12 protein-coding genes and 1 pseudogene are annotated in these 19,397 nt (G+C 64.9%); 5 read left to right on the top strand and 8 right to left on the bottom strand.

Annotation, left to right across the window (positions count from 1 at the left end; all coding sequences use genetic code 11):
* The first annotated feature begins 786 nt into the window (after positions 1 to 786).
* Positions 787 to 1,962 carry a benzoate/H(+) symporter BenE family transporter gene (locus AC1VXC_RS14980; protein WP_481539962.1) on the top strand — a complete coding sequence of 392 codons (1,176 nt, stop codon included), beginning with the start codon at positions 787 to 789 and terminating at the stop codon, positions 1,960 to 1,962.
* A gap of 123 nt (positions 1,963 to 2,085) precedes the next feature.
* Here AC1VXC_RS14980 and AC1VXC_RS14975 read toward each other — a convergent pair whose 3' ends face one another.
* Both AC1VXC_RS14975 and AC1VXC_RS14970 read right to left on the bottom strand, forming a co-directional pair.
* Positions 2,086 to 4,245 (bottom strand): lytic murein transglycosylase, encoded by a 2,160-nt coding sequence (locus AC1VXC_RS14975; protein WP_481539961.1) that lies wholly within the window; start codon positions 4,243 to 4,245, stop codon positions 2,086 to 2,088.
* Positions 4,246 to 4,537: 292 nt separating this feature from the next.
* Entirely contained in the window at positions 4,538 to 4,933 is a 396-nt protein-coding gene (locus tag AC1VXC_RS14970; protein WP_313173698.1) for a YchJ family metal-binding protein, read from the bottom strand.
* Positions 4,934 to 5,021: 88 nt separating this feature from the next.
* On the opposite strand from AC1VXC_RS14970, the gene AC1VXC_RS14965 reads away from it, so the two are divergent.
* From AC1VXC_RS14965 to AC1VXC_RS14950, 4 genes are all read left to right on the top strand, one after another.
* Complete coding sequence (locus AC1VXC_RS14965) at positions 5,022 to 5,801, top strand: sulfite exporter TauE/SafE family protein (RefSeq protein ID WP_313173699.1); 780 nt, start codon at positions 5,022 to 5,024, stop codon at positions 5,799 to 5,801.
* Positions 5,802 to 5,898: 97 nt separating this feature from the next.
* Positions 5,899 to 7,530 (top strand): EAL domain-containing protein, encoded by a 1,632-nt coding sequence (locus AC1VXC_RS14960; RefSeq protein ID WP_481539093.1) that lies wholly within the window; start codon positions 5,899 to 5,901, stop codon positions 7,528 to 7,530.
* A 76-nt stretch (positions 7,531 to 7,606) separates the two neighbouring features.
* Positions 7,607 to 8,350 (top strand): SDR family NAD(P)-dependent oxidoreductase, encoded by a 744-nt coding sequence (locus AC1VXC_RS14955; protein ID WP_313494094.1) that lies wholly within the window; start codon positions 7,607 to 7,609, stop codon positions 8,348 to 8,350.
* Between the two features lie 144 nt (positions 8,351 to 8,494).
* A complete protein-coding gene (locus tag AC1VXC_RS14950) occupies positions 8,495 to 11,371 on the top strand; it encodes a TonB-dependent receptor plug domain-containing protein (RefSeq protein ID WP_481539092.1) in 2,877 nt (958 codons plus the stop codon).
* 198 nt (positions 11,372 to 11,569) lie between these two features.
* On the opposite strand, the gene AC1VXC_RS14945 is transcribed toward AC1VXC_RS14950, so the two are convergent.
* The 6 genes and pseudogenes from AC1VXC_RS14945 to AC1VXC_RS14920 form a co-directional block, all read right to left on the bottom strand.
* Entirely contained in the window at positions 11,570 to 11,947 is a 378-nt protein-coding gene (locus AC1VXC_RS14945) for an MAPEG family protein (protein WP_481539094.1), read from the bottom strand.
* Positions 11,948 to 12,005: 58 nt separating this feature from the next.
* A pseudogene (locus AC1VXC_RS14940) lies at positions 12,006 to 15,756 on the bottom strand (ATP-binding protein); the annotation flags it as partial.
* A gap of 73 nt (positions 15,757 to 15,829) precedes the next feature.
* On the bottom strand, positions 15,830 to 16,540 hold the full coding sequence (locus AC1VXC_RS14935) for a DUF4194 domain-containing protein (RefSeq protein ID WP_481528698.1): 711 nt from the start codon (positions 16,538 to 16,540) through the stop codon (positions 15,830 to 15,832).
* A complete protein-coding gene (locus AC1VXC_RS14930) occupies positions 16,527 to 17,996 on the bottom strand; it encodes a DUF3375 domain-containing protein (protein ID WP_313173704.1) in 1,470 nt (489 codons plus the stop codon). The genes AC1VXC_RS14935 and AC1VXC_RS14930 overlap by 14 nt, the downstream gene beginning before the upstream one ends.
* Before the next feature lie 22 nt (positions 17,997 to 18,018).
* Entirely contained in the window at positions 18,019 to 18,618 is a 600-nt protein-coding gene (gene folE / locus AC1VXC_RS14925) for a GTP cyclohydrolase I FolE (RefSeq protein WP_293712024.1), read from the bottom strand.
* A gap of 154 nt (positions 18,619 to 18,772) precedes the next feature.
* The gene (locus tag AC1VXC_RS14920; RefSeq protein ID WP_481539091.1) at positions 18,773 to 19,318 is read right to left on the bottom strand and encodes a DUF3828 domain-containing protein; all 546 of its coding nucleotides are present in this window, start codon (positions 19,316 to 19,318) and stop codon (positions 18,773 to 18,775) included.
* Between the last annotated feature and the right edge of the window lie 79 nt (positions 19,319 to 19,397).

The following is a 19,397-nucleotide window of genomic DNA, read 5'->3' as shown; positions in this document are numbered from 1 at the left end:
CCGAAGACAAATACTTTAGCTGCAGAAATTCAATCACTGGCAACGTTTCGCTTGCATTAAAACAATTGAATCATTGCTTGATTAAACGTCTGCAAGATGGACAGTCATCCACTCCTGCAGGCGTCCTCACAAGATACCTGCGCATACTTTCAAAGAACTTCCGAATCAGGCCTCAGCGCCATCTTCGTAGGCTGCGACGTTTCCGTCGTAGCGAGCCGCCCATTATAGCCGGCTTTTCTGCTTCGTCAACACCTTTTTGAGAGGCTGTTGACTCGGCGGCTTCAAGGTCGAGCCCGAAGGCTTTTCGTCGAAGCGAGCCGCCTATTATGGCAGGCTTTTTGTTTCCGTCAACACCCTGTTTCGAGGTTGCTGACGTCGCTGTTGGGTTCCGGCCACTTGCGTGATCGGCGCCGTGAAGCGAGGAGGTGGATTCTAGACATCTTTGTGAAAACCGCAATCACTTTTTGTTGCAGAGCGGCAAATTGGCGGCTGGGGCCAGAGTTGGCAAAGTGCGGCGGTGCCTTGAGCTTGCTTTCGCTCTTTTGCCGCCCCACTGCTTCCTGGTAGCCAGATCTGGAGCAAGGGTCGATGCCTTGCTGGGCGGGTAGTGCGGAACGCTCGGTTCACCTGGTTGGGCGCTGCCCAGCTTCAGGGCGAAGAGCTGCCCTCACCCCAACCCCTCTCCCGTAAACGGGAGAGGGGCTTACTACTCCGTCTACCTTTACTGGGACCGTAGAGCGGCTTGCTGGGCCACAATGCGGGTTGATCCGTTGCACCTCCATATAGATGACCAATCCGGCTCCGCGTTCGTTCTTTCGTGATCTTTCGTTGCCTGCCGTGGTCGCCGGCTTCATTACCGTGCTGGTGGGCTTTGCCAGCTCGGCGGTGATCGTATTCCAGGCCGCGCAGGCCGTAGGTGCCGGGCAGGCCGAGATTGCGTCGTGGATGTGGGCACTGGGCATCGGCATGGGCGTGACCTGTATTGGTCTGTCATTGCGTTACCGGATGCCGGTGGTGACGGCCTGGTCTACCCCGGGTGCGGCGATGCTGGTGGTCGGGGCGACCACGCTGCCGCTGTCCGATGCGATCGGTGCGTTTGTACTGGCCGCCGTGCTGGGCACGCTGGCCGGGTTCTCGGGCGTGTTCGAGAAGGCGATGCGGCGGATTCCGGTGTCGCTGGCCTCGGGCATGCTGGCCGGGGTGCTGCTGCGCTTCGGCCTGGATGTCTTTGTATCGGTGAACACCCAGCCATTGCTGGTGCTGCTGATGTTTGCCACCTATCTGGTGGGGCGACGCTGGTTGCCGCGCTATGCGGTGATTGCCACCCTGCTGGTGGGGGTGGCGCTCGCCAGCGGCAAGGGGCTGATGCACATGGAACAGGTGCAGCTGCAGATGGCGCTGCCGGTGTTCACCGTGCCGACGCTGTCCTGGGCGGCGTTGTTCGGCATCGCCCTGCCCTTGTTCATCGTGACCATGGCCTCGCAGAACGTGCCCGGCGTAGCGGTGTTGAAGGCCTCTGGCTATGACGCGCCGATTTCACCGGTGGTCGGCTGGATCGGCATGGTCAACACGGCACTGGCGCCGTTCGGTGGCTATGCCTTGAACCTGGCCGCGATCACCGCGGCGATCTGCATGGGCCGGGATGTGCACGAGGATCCGGCGCGCCGTTACACGGCGGCGGTGAGTGCTGGTGTGTTCTATATCGTGATCGGCTTGTTCGGGGCGACCGTGGCGGCCGTGTTTGCGGCCTTCCCCAAGGAGCTGATCGCGACGCTGGCCGGGATCGCCCTGCTTGGCACCATCGGCAACAGCCTGGCCGTGGCGCTGAAGGAAGAGGCCGAGCGCGAGCCGGCGTTGGTCACTTTCCTGGTAACGGCGTCGGGATTGTCGATGGCCGGCATTGGTTCTGCGTTCTGGGGGCTGGTGGCCGGCGTGATCACCTTGCTGGTGCTGCGGCGTTGATTGGTAGCGGGCGACACCACTGCCGCAGTCAAGCGGTAACGAGTTCCGCCTACCCTCTCCCCAACCCCTCTCCCCAACCCCTCTCCCCAACCCCTCTCCCGATGGGAGAGGGGGCTTGCAGGCTCAGAGCGTCTTCACTTCGAACACCTGCTTGAGGGTGTGGCGTCCGCCGGGTGCCAGCTCGATCACGTCCGGGCCGGCGTTGGCAGCCTCCACGCAGACGTAGTTGCGCCACGCTGCGCCGATGTCGTCCATCTTCGCGGCGCCGGCTTCGCCGGCATTCCAGACCACGGCGGTGCGGCTGCCACTGGTGCTGATGTCGATGGCCCGCTTGAAGCCCGGGTCGCGCAGCACGTAATGGCCGCCGGCCTGGGTGTAGAGGCGGTCGCTGCGGCCGGGATCACGCGGATCACGCAGGTTCCAGTCGCCCCTCTGCACATGGGCATTGCCGTTGTCGAGCTTGTCCAGGTAGGTGAGCCCGTCCAGTCCGGTGACATCCACCTTCAGGGCATCACTGACATTGAAGTAGTTGTGCAGGGCCTGGGTGAAGGTCTGCGCCTGGTTGCCGGTGTTCTCGGTGATCAGCTCCTGCTGCAGGGTGCGGCCGATGCGCACCACCATCTGCAGGCGCAGGCTCAGGTTCTCCATCAGCGGCGGCGCAAGGGTCAACACCACGCTGCCATCGGCTTCGCGGCGGGCATCGCGCAGCTCCCATGCGACGGTACGCACGAAACCATGTGCAGGCACGTCATTGCCCTGCCCTTGCCGCGAGAAGTACGGCCAGCACACCGGCGCACCACCGCGGATGGGCGTGGGTGGTTGCTTGGCGCTGGGCGAAAGCCACATCACGTCCTGGCCGCCACTGGGCACGAACGACAGCAACTGCCCACCGAACACGCTGATGGCCGCGGTGGAGAACGGGGTTTCCACCTTCCAGGCGGTGAAACCCTTGAAGTCGCCTGTGCTCAGGCCCTGCACATCCTTCATTGAAACGTTGCTCCGTACGATCGGTGATTGGACAAGTTGCTGGTAATTGGGCGGCAGCCGGAACGCGGTGGGCTGCGCCGGCTTGGCGTCGCGCAGCGCCTGCAGGATGCGGGTGCCGGCACGGCCGTCGGCGTTCTTCCAGCCGAGGCGCTGCTGTTCGACCTGGATGGCGCGGCGGGTGGCGGTACCGACCATGCCATCGGCGCTGCCGATATCGTGCCCGCGCGCGAGCAGCAGGGTCTGCAGCTCGCGACGCTCGTCGCGGCCGATGCCGGGGTCATCGGTGGGCCAGGCCGCACTCAGACCGCTGCCGCCGCGCAGGCGGTCGGCCAGGGTGGCGATCGCCAATGCGTAGCTCTCGGCGGCGTTGTAGGAATAGATCGCGTCGTAATTGCGGAACACCAGCAAGGCCGGGCCCTTGGCACCGGCGGGCAACAGCAGGGCGGCATTGCCGTCGTCGGCGATGGCCGATACCTGCAGCGGCTTGCCATCGGCCAGGGTGATGCCCAGCGCGCGCCAGTCGGCCAGCGGTTTGCGCTTGGTGCGGCCAGCGAGTGCGGCATTGAAATTGGCCGGGATGCGGACTTCCACGCCCCAGGGCTGGCCGGTGCGCCAACCGGATTGCTTGAGGTAATTGGCAGTAGATGCCAGTGCATCGGGAATGCTGGCGACCAGGTCACGACGCCCGTCGCCATCGCCATCCACGGCGATGCGGGCATAGGTGGACGGCATGAACTGGGTGTGGCCGAAGGCACCTGCCCAGGAGCCGGTCAGGCCGGCGGGATTCAAATCACCCTTGTCGATCAGTTTGAGCAGGGCCAGCAGTTCGCCTTTGAAGAAAGGCTGGCGGCGACCGTTGCAGGACAGGGTCGCCAGCGACTGCAGCAGTGGGCGCTTGCCGAACACGCGACCGTAATCGCTCTCCACACCCCACACCGCGACGATGGTGGCTGGATCGACACCGTACTGGGCGCTGATCTGGTCCAGCAGCGCGCGGTGCTGAGTGAGCAGCGCGCGGCCATCGTTGACGCGGCGGCTGTCGACCAGCGAGGCGAGGTAGTCCCAGATGGGGGTGGTGAACTCGGGCTGCGCGTCGAGCAGCGGCAGCACGCTCAGGTCGGGGGTGATGTTGCTGAAGACCTGATCAAATTTTTCGCCGCTGATGCCCTGGGCAATGGCGGCGCTCTTGAGTGAGGCACCACAGCTGCCGAAATCGGTGACTGCGGCGTTGGCGGAAAGTGCCAGCGTCAGCGCTGCCATCGTGGTGCCTGCACGCAGCAGGTTGATCGGGTTCATCCATACGCTCCTTGCACTGGAGCTTGATGATAAGCGCTGCGGGTATGTGGTTGCGGCCGGTTTTGCTTGGTTGTGGGAGCGGCGTGAGCCGCGAAGCTGGGGATGGTTGAGGGCTGCGAAGAGCCAAAGGCAGCCCTCCCCAGCCCTCCCCTGCGCTGCGCGCAAGGGAGGGAGCGGTAGTGCCGAGCCATGCTCGGCAGGGGCTTCACCGCTAGAGCCCAGCCGAGCGTGGCTCGGCTCTACCACGCGAAACCCGCCGCCCTCCCTTCGCGGTGCTGGGACACCGGGTGCTTCAGCCGGCGGCGTCCAGGTAGTACCAGCGGCCGTCGATACGCTGGAAGCGACTGTGTTCGACCATCTTCACCGCGCTGCCGCCGCCTACGCGGTAACGGGCGGTGAACACGACCTCGGCGGTGTCTTCGCCGGTTGCTGCATGGCGCTGCACGCTCAGACCCAGCCATTGCGTGCGTTGGCCAGGGGCGTCTTCCAGCGAGAGCGTGGCTGGGCGGGTGTCGGGGTGCCAGCTGGCGAGCAGGTAGGCAATGTCCTTGAGCACATAGGCGCTGTAGCGCGAGCGCATCAGCGACTCGGCATCCGCTGCGGCCTGGCCGGCGTGGTAGCGGCCACAGCAGGCGGCATAGGTCTGGTTCCGGCCGCAGGGGCAGGGAGACGTGGGAGATATCTGCATGCTTCCATTTTCATCCACACACGGCGCCGTTCCAAGCGATGCGCCGCTGCACTGAGCGTATGCTGTCGCGCCCTGCGCCGGAGTTGCCATGCTGGAGTTGATCCCACCCGAACTGCCCTGGTTGCTGGTCATCGCCTTCATCGCGGGGCTGGTGGATGCGGCGGTCGGTGGTGGCGGCCTGATCCAGTTGCCGGGTTTGTTCACTGCCCTGCCTCAGCAGACACCGGCGGCCTTGCTGGGCACCAACAAGTTCAGCTCGGTGTTCGGTACCGGCGCGTCGGCGCTGCGCTATGCGCGCGCGGTGCGCTTCCCGTGGCGGCCGGTGCTGTTGGCAGCCGCAGCGGCCTTTGCGTTCTCCTTCCTGGGTGCCACCGCAGTGACCTTGCTGTCCAAGGAGGCGGTGCGGCCGCTCGTATTGACCCTGCTGATCGTGATGCTGGGCTATACGCTGGCCAAGAAGGATTTCGGTGCACTGCACCGGCCGCGCGAGGTCGGGCGCCGTGAGTTGCTGATCGCGCTGGCGATGGGCGGCGTCATCGGCTTCTACGATGGTTTCTTCGGACCCGGCACCGGCAGCTTCCTGATCTTCCTGTTCGTGCGGTTTTTCGGGCTGGACTTCCTGCGCGCCTCGGCCGCCTCCAAAGTGGTCAATCTGGCAACCAATGTGGCGGCATTGTCGTTCTTCGTGCCCAGCGGAAACGTGTTGCTGGCACTCGCCGTGCCAATGGCGGCGGCCAACATCCTGGGTGCGGTGACCGGCACCCGGCTCGCCCTGCGCGGCGGCACGCCATTGATCCGCAAGCTTTTTGTGGTGCTGGTGGTGGTGCTGATCGCACGCATGGCCTGGGACACCTTCCGCCCGGCGTGAAGACCCGCCTGCACATAGCTAAATCTTCCTCACTGGAAATTCTTGACGTACATCACATAGTGGCGCCGTAAGAAGCCAACCTGGGGATGGCGCCACCATGAAGAATCGATACCAGATCGCTGCATTGTTGCTGCTCGCCGCCGCGATACTTGCCTGTGTGCCGGTGCTGTACTCGCTGCATCAGGCACGCAAACAGGCGATCCGCGAAAAATACGTGCGGCTCGATGACGTCTCGGCGAGCATCAGCCGCCAGGTCGGCAGCACCATCGACGTGATCGAACGCCTGCGCGCGGAAATGCGCAGCAGCGGCGACGCTCCCTGCAGCCCGGCCGGGCTGCTGCGCATGCAGCGCTTCGGGATCAGTTCGCAGATCGTCAAAAGTACGCTGTACCTCGAACAGGGCAAGGTGATCTGCTCCTCCGGTGGCCTGCTGATGCAGCAGATCGTGCTGGGCCCCCAAACATCGCGCGCGCTCGACGGGGTCCGCGTCTACACGCAGGTGCAGGTGCCCGGCTTGCCCGGGCGGGAATACGTGGTGCTGGAAAAGGACGGCTATGCGTTGCTGATCTACCCGGATGGCTTGATCGCACCCTTCGCCCGTCCGGACCTTTCACTGGGTCTGTTCAACAGCGTTGATGGCCGTTACACCGCGCGTCACGGCGCACTGCCACAGCGCTGGACCATGGCGACCATGGACAAGGACAACGACGGCCACTTCACCGATACCGAGTCGGGCTACCTGGTGGTGCGCAGGCTGCTGCGTCCCGGTGGCACCGGGGTAATCGTGGCCACGCCCCTGGCGGCGATCAATGCGCGCATGGCGCAGTTTGCCCATTGGTTCATTCCGATCGGCATCATCGCCGGGCTGGCGGTCCTGGGCATGGCGCTGGTGATGATCCGCCGCCAATGGTCGACCCGCGCCGAGTTGCTGCGCGCGATCAACAAGGGGCACTTCTTCCTGATGTACCAACCGGTGTTCTGCCTGCAGGACGACACCTGCATCGGTGCCGAGGCATTGCTGCGTTGGCAGCACGAAGACGGCACCGTGGTACCACCGGACCGCTTCATCCCGTTTGCCGAGGATGCCGGATTGATCCAGTTGGTTACCCGGCGGGTGCTGGAACTGGTGGTCAAGGACCTGAGCGGCTTCTTCCGCCAGTACCCGGGCTTCCGCCTCGGCGTGAACCTGTCGCCGCGCGACCTGCAGTCGATGGACACTCCCCAGCTGCTGGCCGACATGCAACGCGCCATCGGTCCCGGCAATGGCCGCTTCGTGGTCGAAGCCACCGAACGTGGCCTGCTGGAGGAAGCCAGTGCACAGGACGTGGTGGCAGCGATCCATGCACTGGGCATCGAGATCGCCATCGATGACTTCGGCACCGGCTATTCCAGCCTCGCCTACCTGACCACCTATCGCTTCGACATCCTCAAGGTGGACAAGAGTTTCACCTCCACCGCCTGCACCGAGGCGGTCACCAGCCAGGTCGCCACCCACATCATCGAACTGGCACGCAGCCTGGGCATGCAGACCCTGGTGGAAGGCATCGAGACCCAGGAGCAGGCCGACTTCTTCCGCAACAAGGGGGTGATCTATGGGCAGGGTTACTTCTTTGGCCGGCCGATGCGGGCGGCGGAGTTGAGTGCATTCGTGCCGCTGCACACCCATCCTGAGCAGCATGCCGGCACGACAACGCAGCCACGCGGCAGGCCGGCCGCTGCACTGGATTGATTCCACGCAATGCGTATGCGCGGGAAAAGCGCGACGCTGATCACATGCGGAATGACCGCAGCTGTGGAAGCTTTCCATGCAATACGATTTTGCCGGCCGCATTGCGCTGGTTACCGGTGCCGCCTCCGGCATCGGCGAAGCAGTGGTGCGGCAACTGGCCGCGCGCGGCGCGCAGGTGATGGCCGCCGATATCGACGGCGATGCCGCCACCGCGGTGGCGATGTCACTGGGTCCGCAGGTCCAGGCCCTGCAGGTGGATGTCAGCGACCCGGATGCGGTGCGGCTGATGGTCAACACCTGCAACGAACGCTTCGGCGGCCTGCACCTGGCGGTGAACAATGCCGGCATCAGCGGTGCCAGCCTGCAGACCGCCGATTACCCGCTGGAAGAATGGCACCGCGTGCTCGGGGTCAACCTGCACGGCGTGTTCTATTCGATGAAGTATGAGATACCCGCGATCCTGGCCAGCGGCGGCGGTGCCGTGGTCAACATGGCCTCGATCCTGGGCAGCAATGGCTGGGCCGGCGCCGCTGCTTACGTGGCCGCCAAACACGCGCTGATCGGCATGACCAAGAGCGCGGCGCTGGAATACTCCGCGCGCGGGCTGCGGATCAATGCGGTGGGCCCGGGTTTCATCGATACACCGCTGCTGCAGGGCATGGACGAGCGAAGCCATGCCGGCCTGGTCGCACTGCACCCGCTCGGACGATTGGGTACGGCCGAGGAAGTGGCTGCAATGACCTGTTTCCTGTTGTCGGACAAAGCCTCGTTCATTACCGGGAGCTACCACCTGGTCGATGGCGGCTATTCATCGCGATGAATTGATGTAACTGCAGTTTCATTACGCGGATTCAGGTCCGCGTTGAGACGTCTCCGCTTGTCTGCGCCTAACGAATTGCTTACAAATCGGCTACGCCCGTCATGGTGGCGGGCACGTAGTCCGGCAATCACCAGGAGCATTCCGATGACGTTGTTACCGCTACGCCCGCGCCGCCTCAGCTGCGCTGTCCGCTTGTCATTATTGTGTCTGCTGCCCGGCGCGGCCTTCGCGCAACAGGCCCCCGACACCGCCCCCAAGACCCTGGACAGCATTCAAGTCACGGGTACCCGCATCAAGAAAGCCGAACTGGAAACCCAGGTCCCGGTGCAGGTACTTACCCGCGAGAGCATCGAACGTACCGGTTACAGTTCGGTCGCCGACGTGGTCCAGCACCTCACCGCCAGCGGCGCGTCATTGAGCACCAAGCTCAACTCCAGCGGCAACTTCGGCTTTCCTCCCGATGGCGGCGGTGTCGGCGCCGGCGCGGCCACGGTGGACCTGCGTCACCTCGGACCCAAGCGCGTGCTGGTACTGGTGGACGGCATCCGCTGGGTCAATGAATCCTCCGGCTCGGGCGTGGGCTCGTCGGTGGACTTGAACACCATTCCGCTGGCGATCGTGGATCGCATCGAAGTGCTGGAAGACGGCGCCTCCTCGATCTACGGTTCGGACGCGATTGCCGGCGTGGTCAACATCATCACCAAGAAGGGCGCCGAAGGCGGCCATGTCGAGGTGCAGTATGGCGACTACAACCTCAAGGGCGGTGATACCAGCAGCATCGACCTGAGCTTTGGCGGCAGCAGCGAGCGCGCGCAATGGATTGTCGGCGCCTCGTGGTTCAAGCAGAAGGAAATCTCCTCCCGGGAATACGAATGGGCCACGGTGCCGGTACCGGGCACCGGTCTGGCCAACGGCAGCTCGGCCACCCCGCAGGGTCGCCTGGTGTTCGCCGACCCCAGTGGCAACACCTACAACATCACCTCCAACAGTGGCGTCACCAATCCGGTATTCGACCCCAGCCAGACCGGCTGTACCCGCACAGATGACTACCACTGCTTCACCACCGCAGACCGCTACAACTTCGCCCCCAACAACCTGCTGCTGACCCCGAACGAGCGCAAGTCGGTGTTCGGCCAGGTGCGCTTTGAATTCACCCCGAACATCAGCGGCTGGTTCCGCGGCTTGTACAGCGAGCGCGAATCGGCCAACCAGGCTGCGCCCGAACCGTTCTTCCTCGGCACCGATGCCGGTGTGTACAACGAGTGGGCCGAAACCAAGCTGGTGATCTCGGCCAACAACCCGTACAACCCGTTCGGCTTCGACCTGACCACGATGGGGGCCAACCCCAACCTGTTCCTGATCGGCCGACGGCCTGTCGAAGGCGGCCCGCGCCGCTACGAGCAGGACGTCAAAACCTGGTATGCCGCCGGCGGGCTGGATGGTGTATTCGAGGTCAACCAGCGCACCTGGAACTGGGACGTCAACGTGATGTCCAGTGAGAGCAAGGCCACCCAGACCAACACCGGCAGTTACAACATCAAGCACATCAACCAGGCCCTGGGCGACCCGGCGGCCTGTGCCGCGATTGCCGGCTGCGTGCCGCTGAACCTGTTTGGCGGACCGGGCACCATTACCCCCGAGATGCTGGCCTGGATCTCGCCGATCGTGCGTGACCGCAGCAAGAACACGCTGTCACTGGGCTCGGCCAACATCACCGGTGAACTGTTCGACATCTGGGCGGGCCCGCTGTCCTTCGCCGCCGGTGCCGAGTGGCGCCGCTACAAGGGCGAATACCATCCCGACCCTATCACCGTGGCCGGTGAGTACAACGGCGTACCGTCGGGCGTGACCATCGGCAGCTACTCGGTGAAGGAAGCCTATGTCGAGTTCGACGTGCCGTTGGCGCGGGAAGGCTTCTGGGGCAAGAGCCTGGACCTGAGCATCGCCGGCCGCTACTCGGACTACTCCACCTTCGGCGGCACCGGCACCGGCAAGATCGGCCTGCGCTGGCAGCCGGCCGATGAGCTGCTGCTGCGCATGTCCTTCGCGCAGGGCTTCCGCGCACCGTCCATCGGCGAGCTGTACGGCACCCTGAGCCGCTTCGACGCAACCATCGTCGACCCCTGCAACAACGCCGCCTCCACCACGCCCAAATGCGTCGCCGACGGCGTGCCGCCGGGCTATGAGCAGGCCAATCCACAGATCTCGGTGGTCACCTCCGGCAACCGCGAGCTGGAGCCGGAAGAAAGCCGTTCGTTCATGGCCGGCGCGGTGTGGAGCCCGAGCTGGGCCGAGGACAGCAGCTGGGCCAGCAAGCTCGACCTGGGTGTGACCTTCTACCGCCACACCATCGACAAGGCGATCCAGGCACCGGATGCGCAGGCCATCATGGACCGTTGCATCGACAGTCGTGATGCCACCGCCTGCGCCAGCTATACCCGCAACGACCGCGGCCAGATCGTGCGCTTCGAGGACATCCTGGCCAACCTGGGCACCATCAACACCAGCGGCTGGGACTTCAACGCCCACTGGCTGCTGCCGGAAACCGGTTGGGGCCAGCTCGGCTTTGACTGGAAGGCCACCTGGGTGACGCGTTACGAGCTGATCAACGAATCCGGGCAAGCCGAGCCGAAGGGCCCGGGCATCGAAGTCAGTGACAGCTCGATCCCGGAATGGAGCTCGACACTGACCACCAACTGGGACTTCCACAACTGGAACGTGAACTGGACGATGCGTTACATCGACCGGCTGCGCGAAAGCTGTGCCGGTGCCAACGGCTTCGCGATCTGTACCGACAGCGTTGCCGACCAGCATTGGCTGGGCGCCACCACCTATCACGACGCACAGATCAGCTGGCGTACCGATGCGTGGATGAAGGGCGTGAAGGTGAGCGTTGGCGTCAACAACGTGTTCGACAAGAACCCGCCGATCTGCCTGAGCTGCACGCTCAATGGCTATGACCCGGGCACCTACGACCTGCCCGGCCGCTACACCTACGCCAAGCTCAGCATGGATTTCTGAGTTGGAGAACGACCAAGGGAGCCTTACGGCTCCCTTGGTTTCAGCATTGTTCTTGTGGGAGCGGTGTAAACCGCGAAGCTGGCAATGCCTGAGGCCGTGCAAGCAATGCAATTGCAGGCCAGACTGCAGCTGCGAGTCCATGAGCTTCGCAGTTTACACCGCTCCCACAAAAAAGCAGGAAGAAAGGTGCAGGATTGCTCAGCGCAGCAGCGCGCCAGCGAGCGCCATCAACAGCAGCACCAGCACCGGCAGCATGGACAGTCCGAAGCCAAGACCGCGGCTGGCGGGGTTGCCGACATAGGCACGCCAGTAGATCAAACGGCCGACCAGATACACCGCCCCCACGCCCGCCACCCATTCGGCCGGCCAGAAGCGTGCCGCGATCAGCATCGACGGGATCAGCGCGACCATCAATTCCAGGGTATTCATCTGCACGCGGTACATGCGCTCGAAGCCATCGTGACCGGTGACGGCCGGTGCCTTGACCCCATAGCGACCACGCGCGCGGCCAACCATCGCGGCGAAGAACAGGTATTGCAGCACCACCAGTGCGGTGATGATTTCCACGTAATGCATGCTGATCTCCGTTGCGTGTGTTTTCAGATGGGCAAAGGGTAGCAAGCGCAGCGATGGTGTTGCTGTGCTCCCTCTCTTTGGCCGAAGGCCAAGGGGAGGGTTGGGGAGGGGTGCTTTTGCTTTGGCTCAATGCAACAGCCCAAGCAAGATCAACAGCGCCCCCCATCCGCCCTTTCGGGCACCTTCCCCCGCAAGCGGGAGAAGGGAAAGCCTCGGTGCCCTGATTTTCAGGGGGGCCCTTGCTGTCAGGCCGGAATATTCTTCTTCGTCGAAACCTTCTTCGCAGCTTTCTTCACTGCACGCTTGGCTTCCACTTCCTCCGCCGCAGCTTCAACAACCGGCGCGTCACCCTCAGCTTCAGCGGCCGCAAGGGGCGCGGTCACAGCTTCAGCAGCACTCGGCACATCCACCACGTCCTCCGCACTGGCCTGCGCCATCGCGCCACGCGCGCGCGCCGGCAGCTTCAGGCGGTTGCCGGCGTCGTCGTACTCGATCAGCAACACGCCCGAATCATGGCGGCCGCTGATCTCGACGAAGCAGGCGCCGCCGATGAACGGCTCCAGCGTCATCACTGACTTCAGCGGTGTTGCCACCACCATCTGGAAGCCGAAGTTCTCGAAGATGTTCATCGCCAGCGCGGTGAATTCGTTGTCGGCCTTGTCGAAGGCTTCGTCCAGTACCACCGCGGCGTAGCGCGGCAGTTCGCCGTCTTCGCCGCCGAGCTGGTAGCGCAAGGCGGCCGCCAGACAGGTCGTGGCCAGCTTCTGCCGCTGGCCACCGGACTTGCCCGCGCCACTGCGGTAGATCTCAACCTGCTCGCGGGTTTCGGCATCCATTTCGACACCGATGAACTCCACGTGCAGGCGCACGTCCAGCACCTGCTCGCGCCAGCGGCGCAGCTCCGGCTCCTGCGCGCCAAGACGACGCACCAGCTCGCGCAGCACGTTGAACTGGGATTCGGCCAGCGAGCGATCCTCGGTCTGCTGATGGGTCAGCACCGCACGCAGCTGCAGCTGGAAATCCTGCACTTCCGGCAGGCGCCGGTCGTGCACGTCGATGGCCAGCACGGTGCCGCGGTTGAACGCCACCTGCTCCAGCGAGGCGTTGACCTCGTCCATGCGCTGCTTGATCGCCTTGTGCGCTTCGGCGGTGTGGCGCTGCAAGGCCAGCAGGTTGTTCTTGCTCTGGGTCTGCAGCAGCTCGAAGAAGCGGCCTTCGTGGCGCGGCAGGCCGTCGCTCTCGAGACGGGTCAGGCGCGCGAGGAAGTCGTCGGCGCTGGTCAGCGACACGGTGAAGTCACCGGAATCCTCCGGCCACTGCTGGGTGTATTTGCGGAAGCAATCCAGCAGGTGCTGGGTCAACTTGGCATCGCGGCCCTGGCTGCTACCCAGTTCCTCGGCCAGGCCACGCTCGATCACCCGGAAGTGGCTTTCCAGCGTTTCCAGATTCAAGCCCGGCAGGATCTGCAGGCGTGCCTCCAGGCCCTCGCGCTGCTGTTCGGTCAGCGGCGCACTGGAAACGCGCGACTGGCCGTTGTCACGCTGCTGCTCCAGGCGCACGCGCTCCCGCGAGAACTGCGCACGTTCCAGGCGCACATCTTCATAGGTGCGCTTGCCCTGGTCGCGCAGGCCGCGGGTCAGTTCGATCTGCTGGCCGATGCGGGCCAGGGCGCTATCGCCTTCGCGCAGGTCAACCAACTGCTCGTCGATATCACTCAGGCGCTGCAGGCGCGGGCCGACATCGATCTCGTCCCATTCGCGCTCGATCAGCGAGTGCGCGGCCAGCTGCTTTTCGTGGCCACTTTCGCGCTGCTTGCGCAGCATCGCCACGTCGGCCTCGCTGCGCGCGATGCGCTGCGCAAGCTCCTGGCCCTCGCGCTCGAACACGCGGCGCTTGTCGCGGTTGTCATGGCCCAGCATCCAACGCTTGCGGTCATTGACCGCGTGGCGGTCATCCTTCTCGTAGCGGTCGCCGGGATGCTTGATCTGGCCTTCGCGGGTGATCGCGCGGTCTTCGTTGCGCAGCTGGCCGGCGTTTTCCACGCAGGTGTAATCGAAACGACGCTGCAGCTCGTTGTAGACCCAATCGCCATACGGATGATCGCGCAGCTGCAGCTTGTGGATCAGCGAGCGCTTCTCCGGCTCGCGTGCGTGCAGCAGCTCGTTGTCGCGGATGCGGAAGTAAACCAGCTTGGTACCCAGGTGGGTACGGTTGGCCCACTCGGCGACCTGCTGGTGATTCTTTTCGTCGACCAGCAGCGATTGCGCGAAGCCATGCAGCACACGCTCGATGGCACCGCGCCAGCCGATCTGGTCCTCGCGCACCTGGATCAGTTCGCCGACGAAGGGCAGCGAAGACTCGGACAGGCCGGTGTCATCGCACAGGCGCGCGCGCAGCTGCTGCAACGGCGCCGGGATCGAACTCGGCGCGGCCTTCAGCGATTCCAGTTCCACCCGCAAGGCGGCAAAACGTTTCTCGTCATCACGGCGCTCGGCCATGCGCTCGGCAATGGCGTCGTCCACCGTACCGGCGCCGGACTTGGTGCCATCGATCAGCGCACGTGCCTGTTCCACCTGTTCGGAGAAGCCGCTGGCGGTTTCGGCCAGGACCATGCCGAGTTGGCGGCAGGCACCTTCCAGCTGCTTGCGGCGGCGACTGCGTTCTTCCACTTCGCGTTCAATGCGGGCGCGTTCGCGCTCCAGCTCGTCGACGCGTTCACCGCCCTGCTCGCGCTGCTGGCGTTCCAGCTCGACCAGCTTCAGTTCGTGGTTGTCCAGCGACTGCCGGCGCTGCCCTTCCTCGCCCATCAGGCCGCGGTCGAGCATCTCCACTTCCTTCAGGCGCTCGTTGACCAGCTCCAGGCGCTTTTCCTCGCGGAAGCCGTCGATGCCGATCTGCAGGTCTCGCAGGGTCGCCACGCCCTTGCGCAGCGTCATCAGGTCCTGGTGGAAATCACGCGCCGGGGTCAGCGTTTCGACCTGGCGGCGGGCGGTGACCACGGCGTGGTGGGCGCCATCGAGTTCGGCGAAGTCTTCGACCAGGCGATCGGCCGCCTCGAAGGTGCGCGGCTCTTCCAGCATGAAGCCCCGCAGGAAGCCATTGAGATCGCCAAGGTTCTTGGCCGACTGGGTCTTGTGCAGCAGGCGCAGCGCCATGTCGTTGCCGATGCCCAGCAGATGACGGAAGCGCTCGGCATAGCCGGTGAAGCTGTCGAAGTGGCCGACGTCCTCGCCCAGGCGGCCGCGCAGCTTGCGCAGGTCCAGGTCGAAGCCTTCCATCTCGGTGGCCAGGTCGAAGCGACGCGGGATCACCATGTAATGCTTGCGCACATCGTTGGCCGAGGTGCCGGAGCCGGCAATCCAGAACAGGCGCACGATCGACACCGCATCGCCGCGGGCGTTGAGGTATTCCAGCGCCAGCGCACTCCAGGTAGCGCCCTTGCGCAGGTACTGGGTGGCGATTTCGCCGGACTCGCTGTCCTGCTGGTCGGCCCAGGCACCACGCACATACGACACCAGCGAGCGGTCACGACCGGAGCGCTCGGCTTCGCGTGCGGCGGCGTTGAAGTCGACGATGCTGGGCGGCGTCAGCAGCGCGCTCATGCCATCGAGCAGGGTCGACTTGCCCGAGCCGGAACGGCCAACGAACAGGAAGCCACGCTCGGCGATCGGCACTTCGGTCAGGCCGGAGAACGTGCCCCAGTTGAGCACCTGCAGGCGGCGCATGCGGAACTGGTTCGCGCGCGCATCGCTGGCCGGGTCGTTGAACAACGCGGCATTGGGAAGCAGGGTGTGGGAAGTGGTTTCCATACGGCTCATCCTTCAGCCGCCACGCAAGGCGCGGCGGTGGTCATTCTGGTCAGCGTGGCGTGGGTGCCAGGCATCATTCGGCGGGGGTGCCGCTGGTGTTGTCTTCATCATCGGCAACCGCCTCGGTGGCGGCATCGCCGTCGCGCAGCTGGCGGTAAGCCTCGACCAGGGTCTGCACGTCCTCGGCCGAGAACAGCAGCTTCAGCGCCGGCGAGACTTCGTAGCGGTCTTCGCTGCCGCGCAGCTTGGACAGCAGCTGGTTCTCGCGCAGCTTGGCGATGGCCGCCGCCACGCGCTTGCCGTAGCCGGCCTGGTCGGTGGAGACGTTCTTCTGGTAGATGCTCATCGCTTCCACCAGCTGGAACTCGGCCACCACCGCGCGTTCGCCGCGGGTATCGGCTTCGGCCAGCTGCTGGCGCAGGAACAGCAGCAGCACCGACTCGATGAAGGTCAGCGGTGCGGCGCGCAGCAGGTTGGGCGAGTCGAGTTCGGCGGTGTCGAACTGACGGGTGAAGGCAACGCCGCCGTCGCGGTCCAGTACCAGCTCCAGGAACAGTTCGCACAGCAGGCTGCGCACTTCGTCTTCATTGCGCAGCAGTGCCGCCCACTGCGCCGGCTGGCGCTGGGCATCCACGCTGGGGCCGGCCAGCAACAGGCACAGCGCGCGGCGTGCATCGACCGGCAGGCGGCCGCTGTCGCCGACAAACAGGGCACCGCCGCTCAAGGTCGGTGCGGCCGGTGCCGGCGCGGTTTCCATTTCGGTTTCGGTCTCAGACCAGTTCATCGCGTCTTTCCTTGAGGAACCAGATCAGCGGCACGCGGGCGCGTCGCACCACGCCGTCACCGCCGGTCCATTCCACGGTTTCCAGTTGGTCGGTCATCACCCTGCCATGGCGGGTGCCGATGGAGAGATAGCCGATGACGCTGCCCAGGCCCTGCCGCGCCGGCCGCTCGCGCAATACCTGCGAGATGCTCAGGCGCGGGCGCGAACCCAGCAGCATGAAGAGATTGTCTTTCAGCGTGCGCACATCGATTTCCGACTGCGCGACCAGGTCGCCGACGCTGTCGAGGGTGATCTCGGCCGCTTCGGCGTAATAGATGGAGGTGTCTACCTGATGCGTGCGCGGGTCATGCAGGCGCCACTGCCCGATCGAGCGGATGCGCGCCGAGGACAGCGGCAGCACGAAGCCGGTGGGCGCGGTCGGCCGCACTTCGTCGCGCAACTGCAGCGCCTGGCCCTGGGCCTGCTTGAGCAGTTGGTTGAGGCGGCGCTGTTCCAGGTAGCCACGGCTCTGCACGAAGCCACGCAGGCTGCGGGCGAAGTGCTGCATCACCTCGTGCACCTGGCCACCACGCTCCAGCAGGGTGCTGGTGAAGTTGCGCAGGAAATTGCGCTCGTTGCGGTCCAGCTTGCGGGTGAAGCCACGGTTGAGCACGGTGTCCAGCGCAACGTCGAGTTCGGCGCTGCGCTGCGGATCGTTGAGCAGGTCCCAGAAGGCCTGGAAGCTGCGCCCGGCATCGGACTCGCCAATCACATCGACGCCGTTGAACAGGCGGTCGAGCACGTCGCCGCGCGCGCCTTCGTCGTCGATGATGCGTTCGCGGAAACGGCGGTTGAGCTGCTCGAAGTCATCGCGCACGCGGCGGAAGTCCTCGGCCAGGTCATCGGCCAGGCGGATCACGTCGCGGGTGCGTTCCAGCGCGCGCTTGCCGTCCAGCGCACTGACCTTGCCGGTGGACACCTGGGCGATCTCGGCATCGATGCGGTCACGCTCGGCCTTCAACGCGGCCAGCCGTGCTTCCGGGTCGGCTTCGGTCTGCTGTGCCAGCTGCGAGATCTGCTGCATCACCATCGCCAGCCGGCTCTCGGTGGCCAGGCTGGCATTGTGCTCAACGCCGGCGATGAAGCGGATGGCCTGCACGGCCTGCCGCGACAGCTCGTATTCCTCCTCGCTCGCACCCTCGGGCAGGCGCCGTACCAGCCAGCCCTGGGCCAGCCAGTAGGCGATATAGGCCTGGGCGGTGCGCGGCAGCTCGACATCCAGCTCCTCGCCATTGAGCGCATCGAGCTGCTGCTGCAGGCGTTCGGCGAGGATGGAGCCGGGGATGCGGCGGTCCGCTTCCAGCAGCAGGCCCTGCAACAGGCCCACCAGCACCGGCGCACGGTCGGAGGCCAGCAGTTTCCATAGCGGCTGCTCGCGCAGACGCTGGTAGCCGGCGATACGTTGGCGGTACTTCATCGAGCGCGTGCGTTCCCTGGGCTCAGCGTCGGGCGTGGCCGACTTCGATGAAACGCAGGAACTCGGCGCGGGTACGCGCGTCGTCGTGGAAGGTGCCGCGCATGCGCGAGGTGACCATGCTGACGCCACGCTTGTGGATGCCACGGGTGGTCATGCACTCGTGCGCGCCTTCCACCACGATGCCCACGCCCATGGGCTGCAGCACGTCCTGGATAACGTCGGCGATCTGCGCGGTCATCTTTTCCTGCACCTGGAAGCGGCGTGCATAGGCCTCGACCACACGCGCCAGCTTGGAGATGCCGACCACGCGGCCGTTGGGCACGTAGCCGACATGCACGCGGCCGATGATCGGCGCCATGTGGTGCTCGCAGTGGCTTTCGTACTCGATGTCACGCAGCACGATCATCTCGTCGTAGCCGGCCACTTCCTCGAAGGTGCGGGCCAGGTACTCGCGCGGGTCGTCGTTATAGCCCTTGAACCAGTCGCCATAGGCCTCGGCTACCCGGCGCGGGGTATCGAGCAGGCCTTCGCGGGTGGGATCTTCACCGGCCCAGCGCAACAGGGTGCGCACGGCCTCTTCGGCCTGGGCTTGGGTGACGGACGGGTTCTTGGAATCGGCCATTACAGAACTGCGCTTGGATTACGGGGTAGACATGCTACCAGCCGGGGGTGTGGAGGAGCATTTACAGGGCCTGGCGCGGCCCTGTCGGGTTGCCTGACCCAGGCCTATTCCATTGTTTTATATCGATTTTTATAAAACCCTAAAGCGCGGCGCACTAGTGTTGCTGTGCTGCAGCCTGCTTGGCCGTCACGGTATCGCGCTCCAGCGCCTGCAACAGGCTGGGCGCACGCGGGGTGGCGATATCGGCGACGCGCCAGCTGCTGCCCTGGCGTTGCAGGGTCAATTGCAGCTGCAAGGGCTGCTGGGCATCGTCGAGCTGGGTGCTGGCGCGGAGCTGGCCGCCTGCCAATGGCTGGATGTCGAAGCTGAGCTGGCGCAGGTCCTGGGCGGTGTCCTGGCAGTCGCAGAGCGGATCGCCGTCCAGATAGCCGACTTCGCCGGCGTACGCGTCGCTATTGGCCTGCATCGCAGCGATCAGGGCCGGTGTGTAGACCTCTTCGTCGGGCAGGATGGCGTCCAGCCCGGCATCCGGGTGGTAGCCGGCGTAGATGTGGCTGAGGAAGCTGCGGGCGCTGCTGATGTCCTGCTCGGTAATGCTGGCCGTTGCCGTTGTTGGCTCCGGTGTGGCGGTGGCCGGTGCGTCCTTGTTGCAGCCGGTTAGTGCCAGGAGCAGCAGTGCGGTGGTTGCCAGGGTTTTCATGGGCGTCCTTGCGTGTTCGTTTGACGGGTCTTTTTAGGCGCGTCGGTTGTGGAAAGCAAAGGTTTTGAAGCACCCCTCC

Source organism: Stenotrophomonas sp. STEN033 (genome assembly GCF_056856655.1).
The sequence above is the reverse complement of the archived record's forward strand: the minus strand, read 5'-3'. Positions and strand labels throughout refer to the sequence as shown.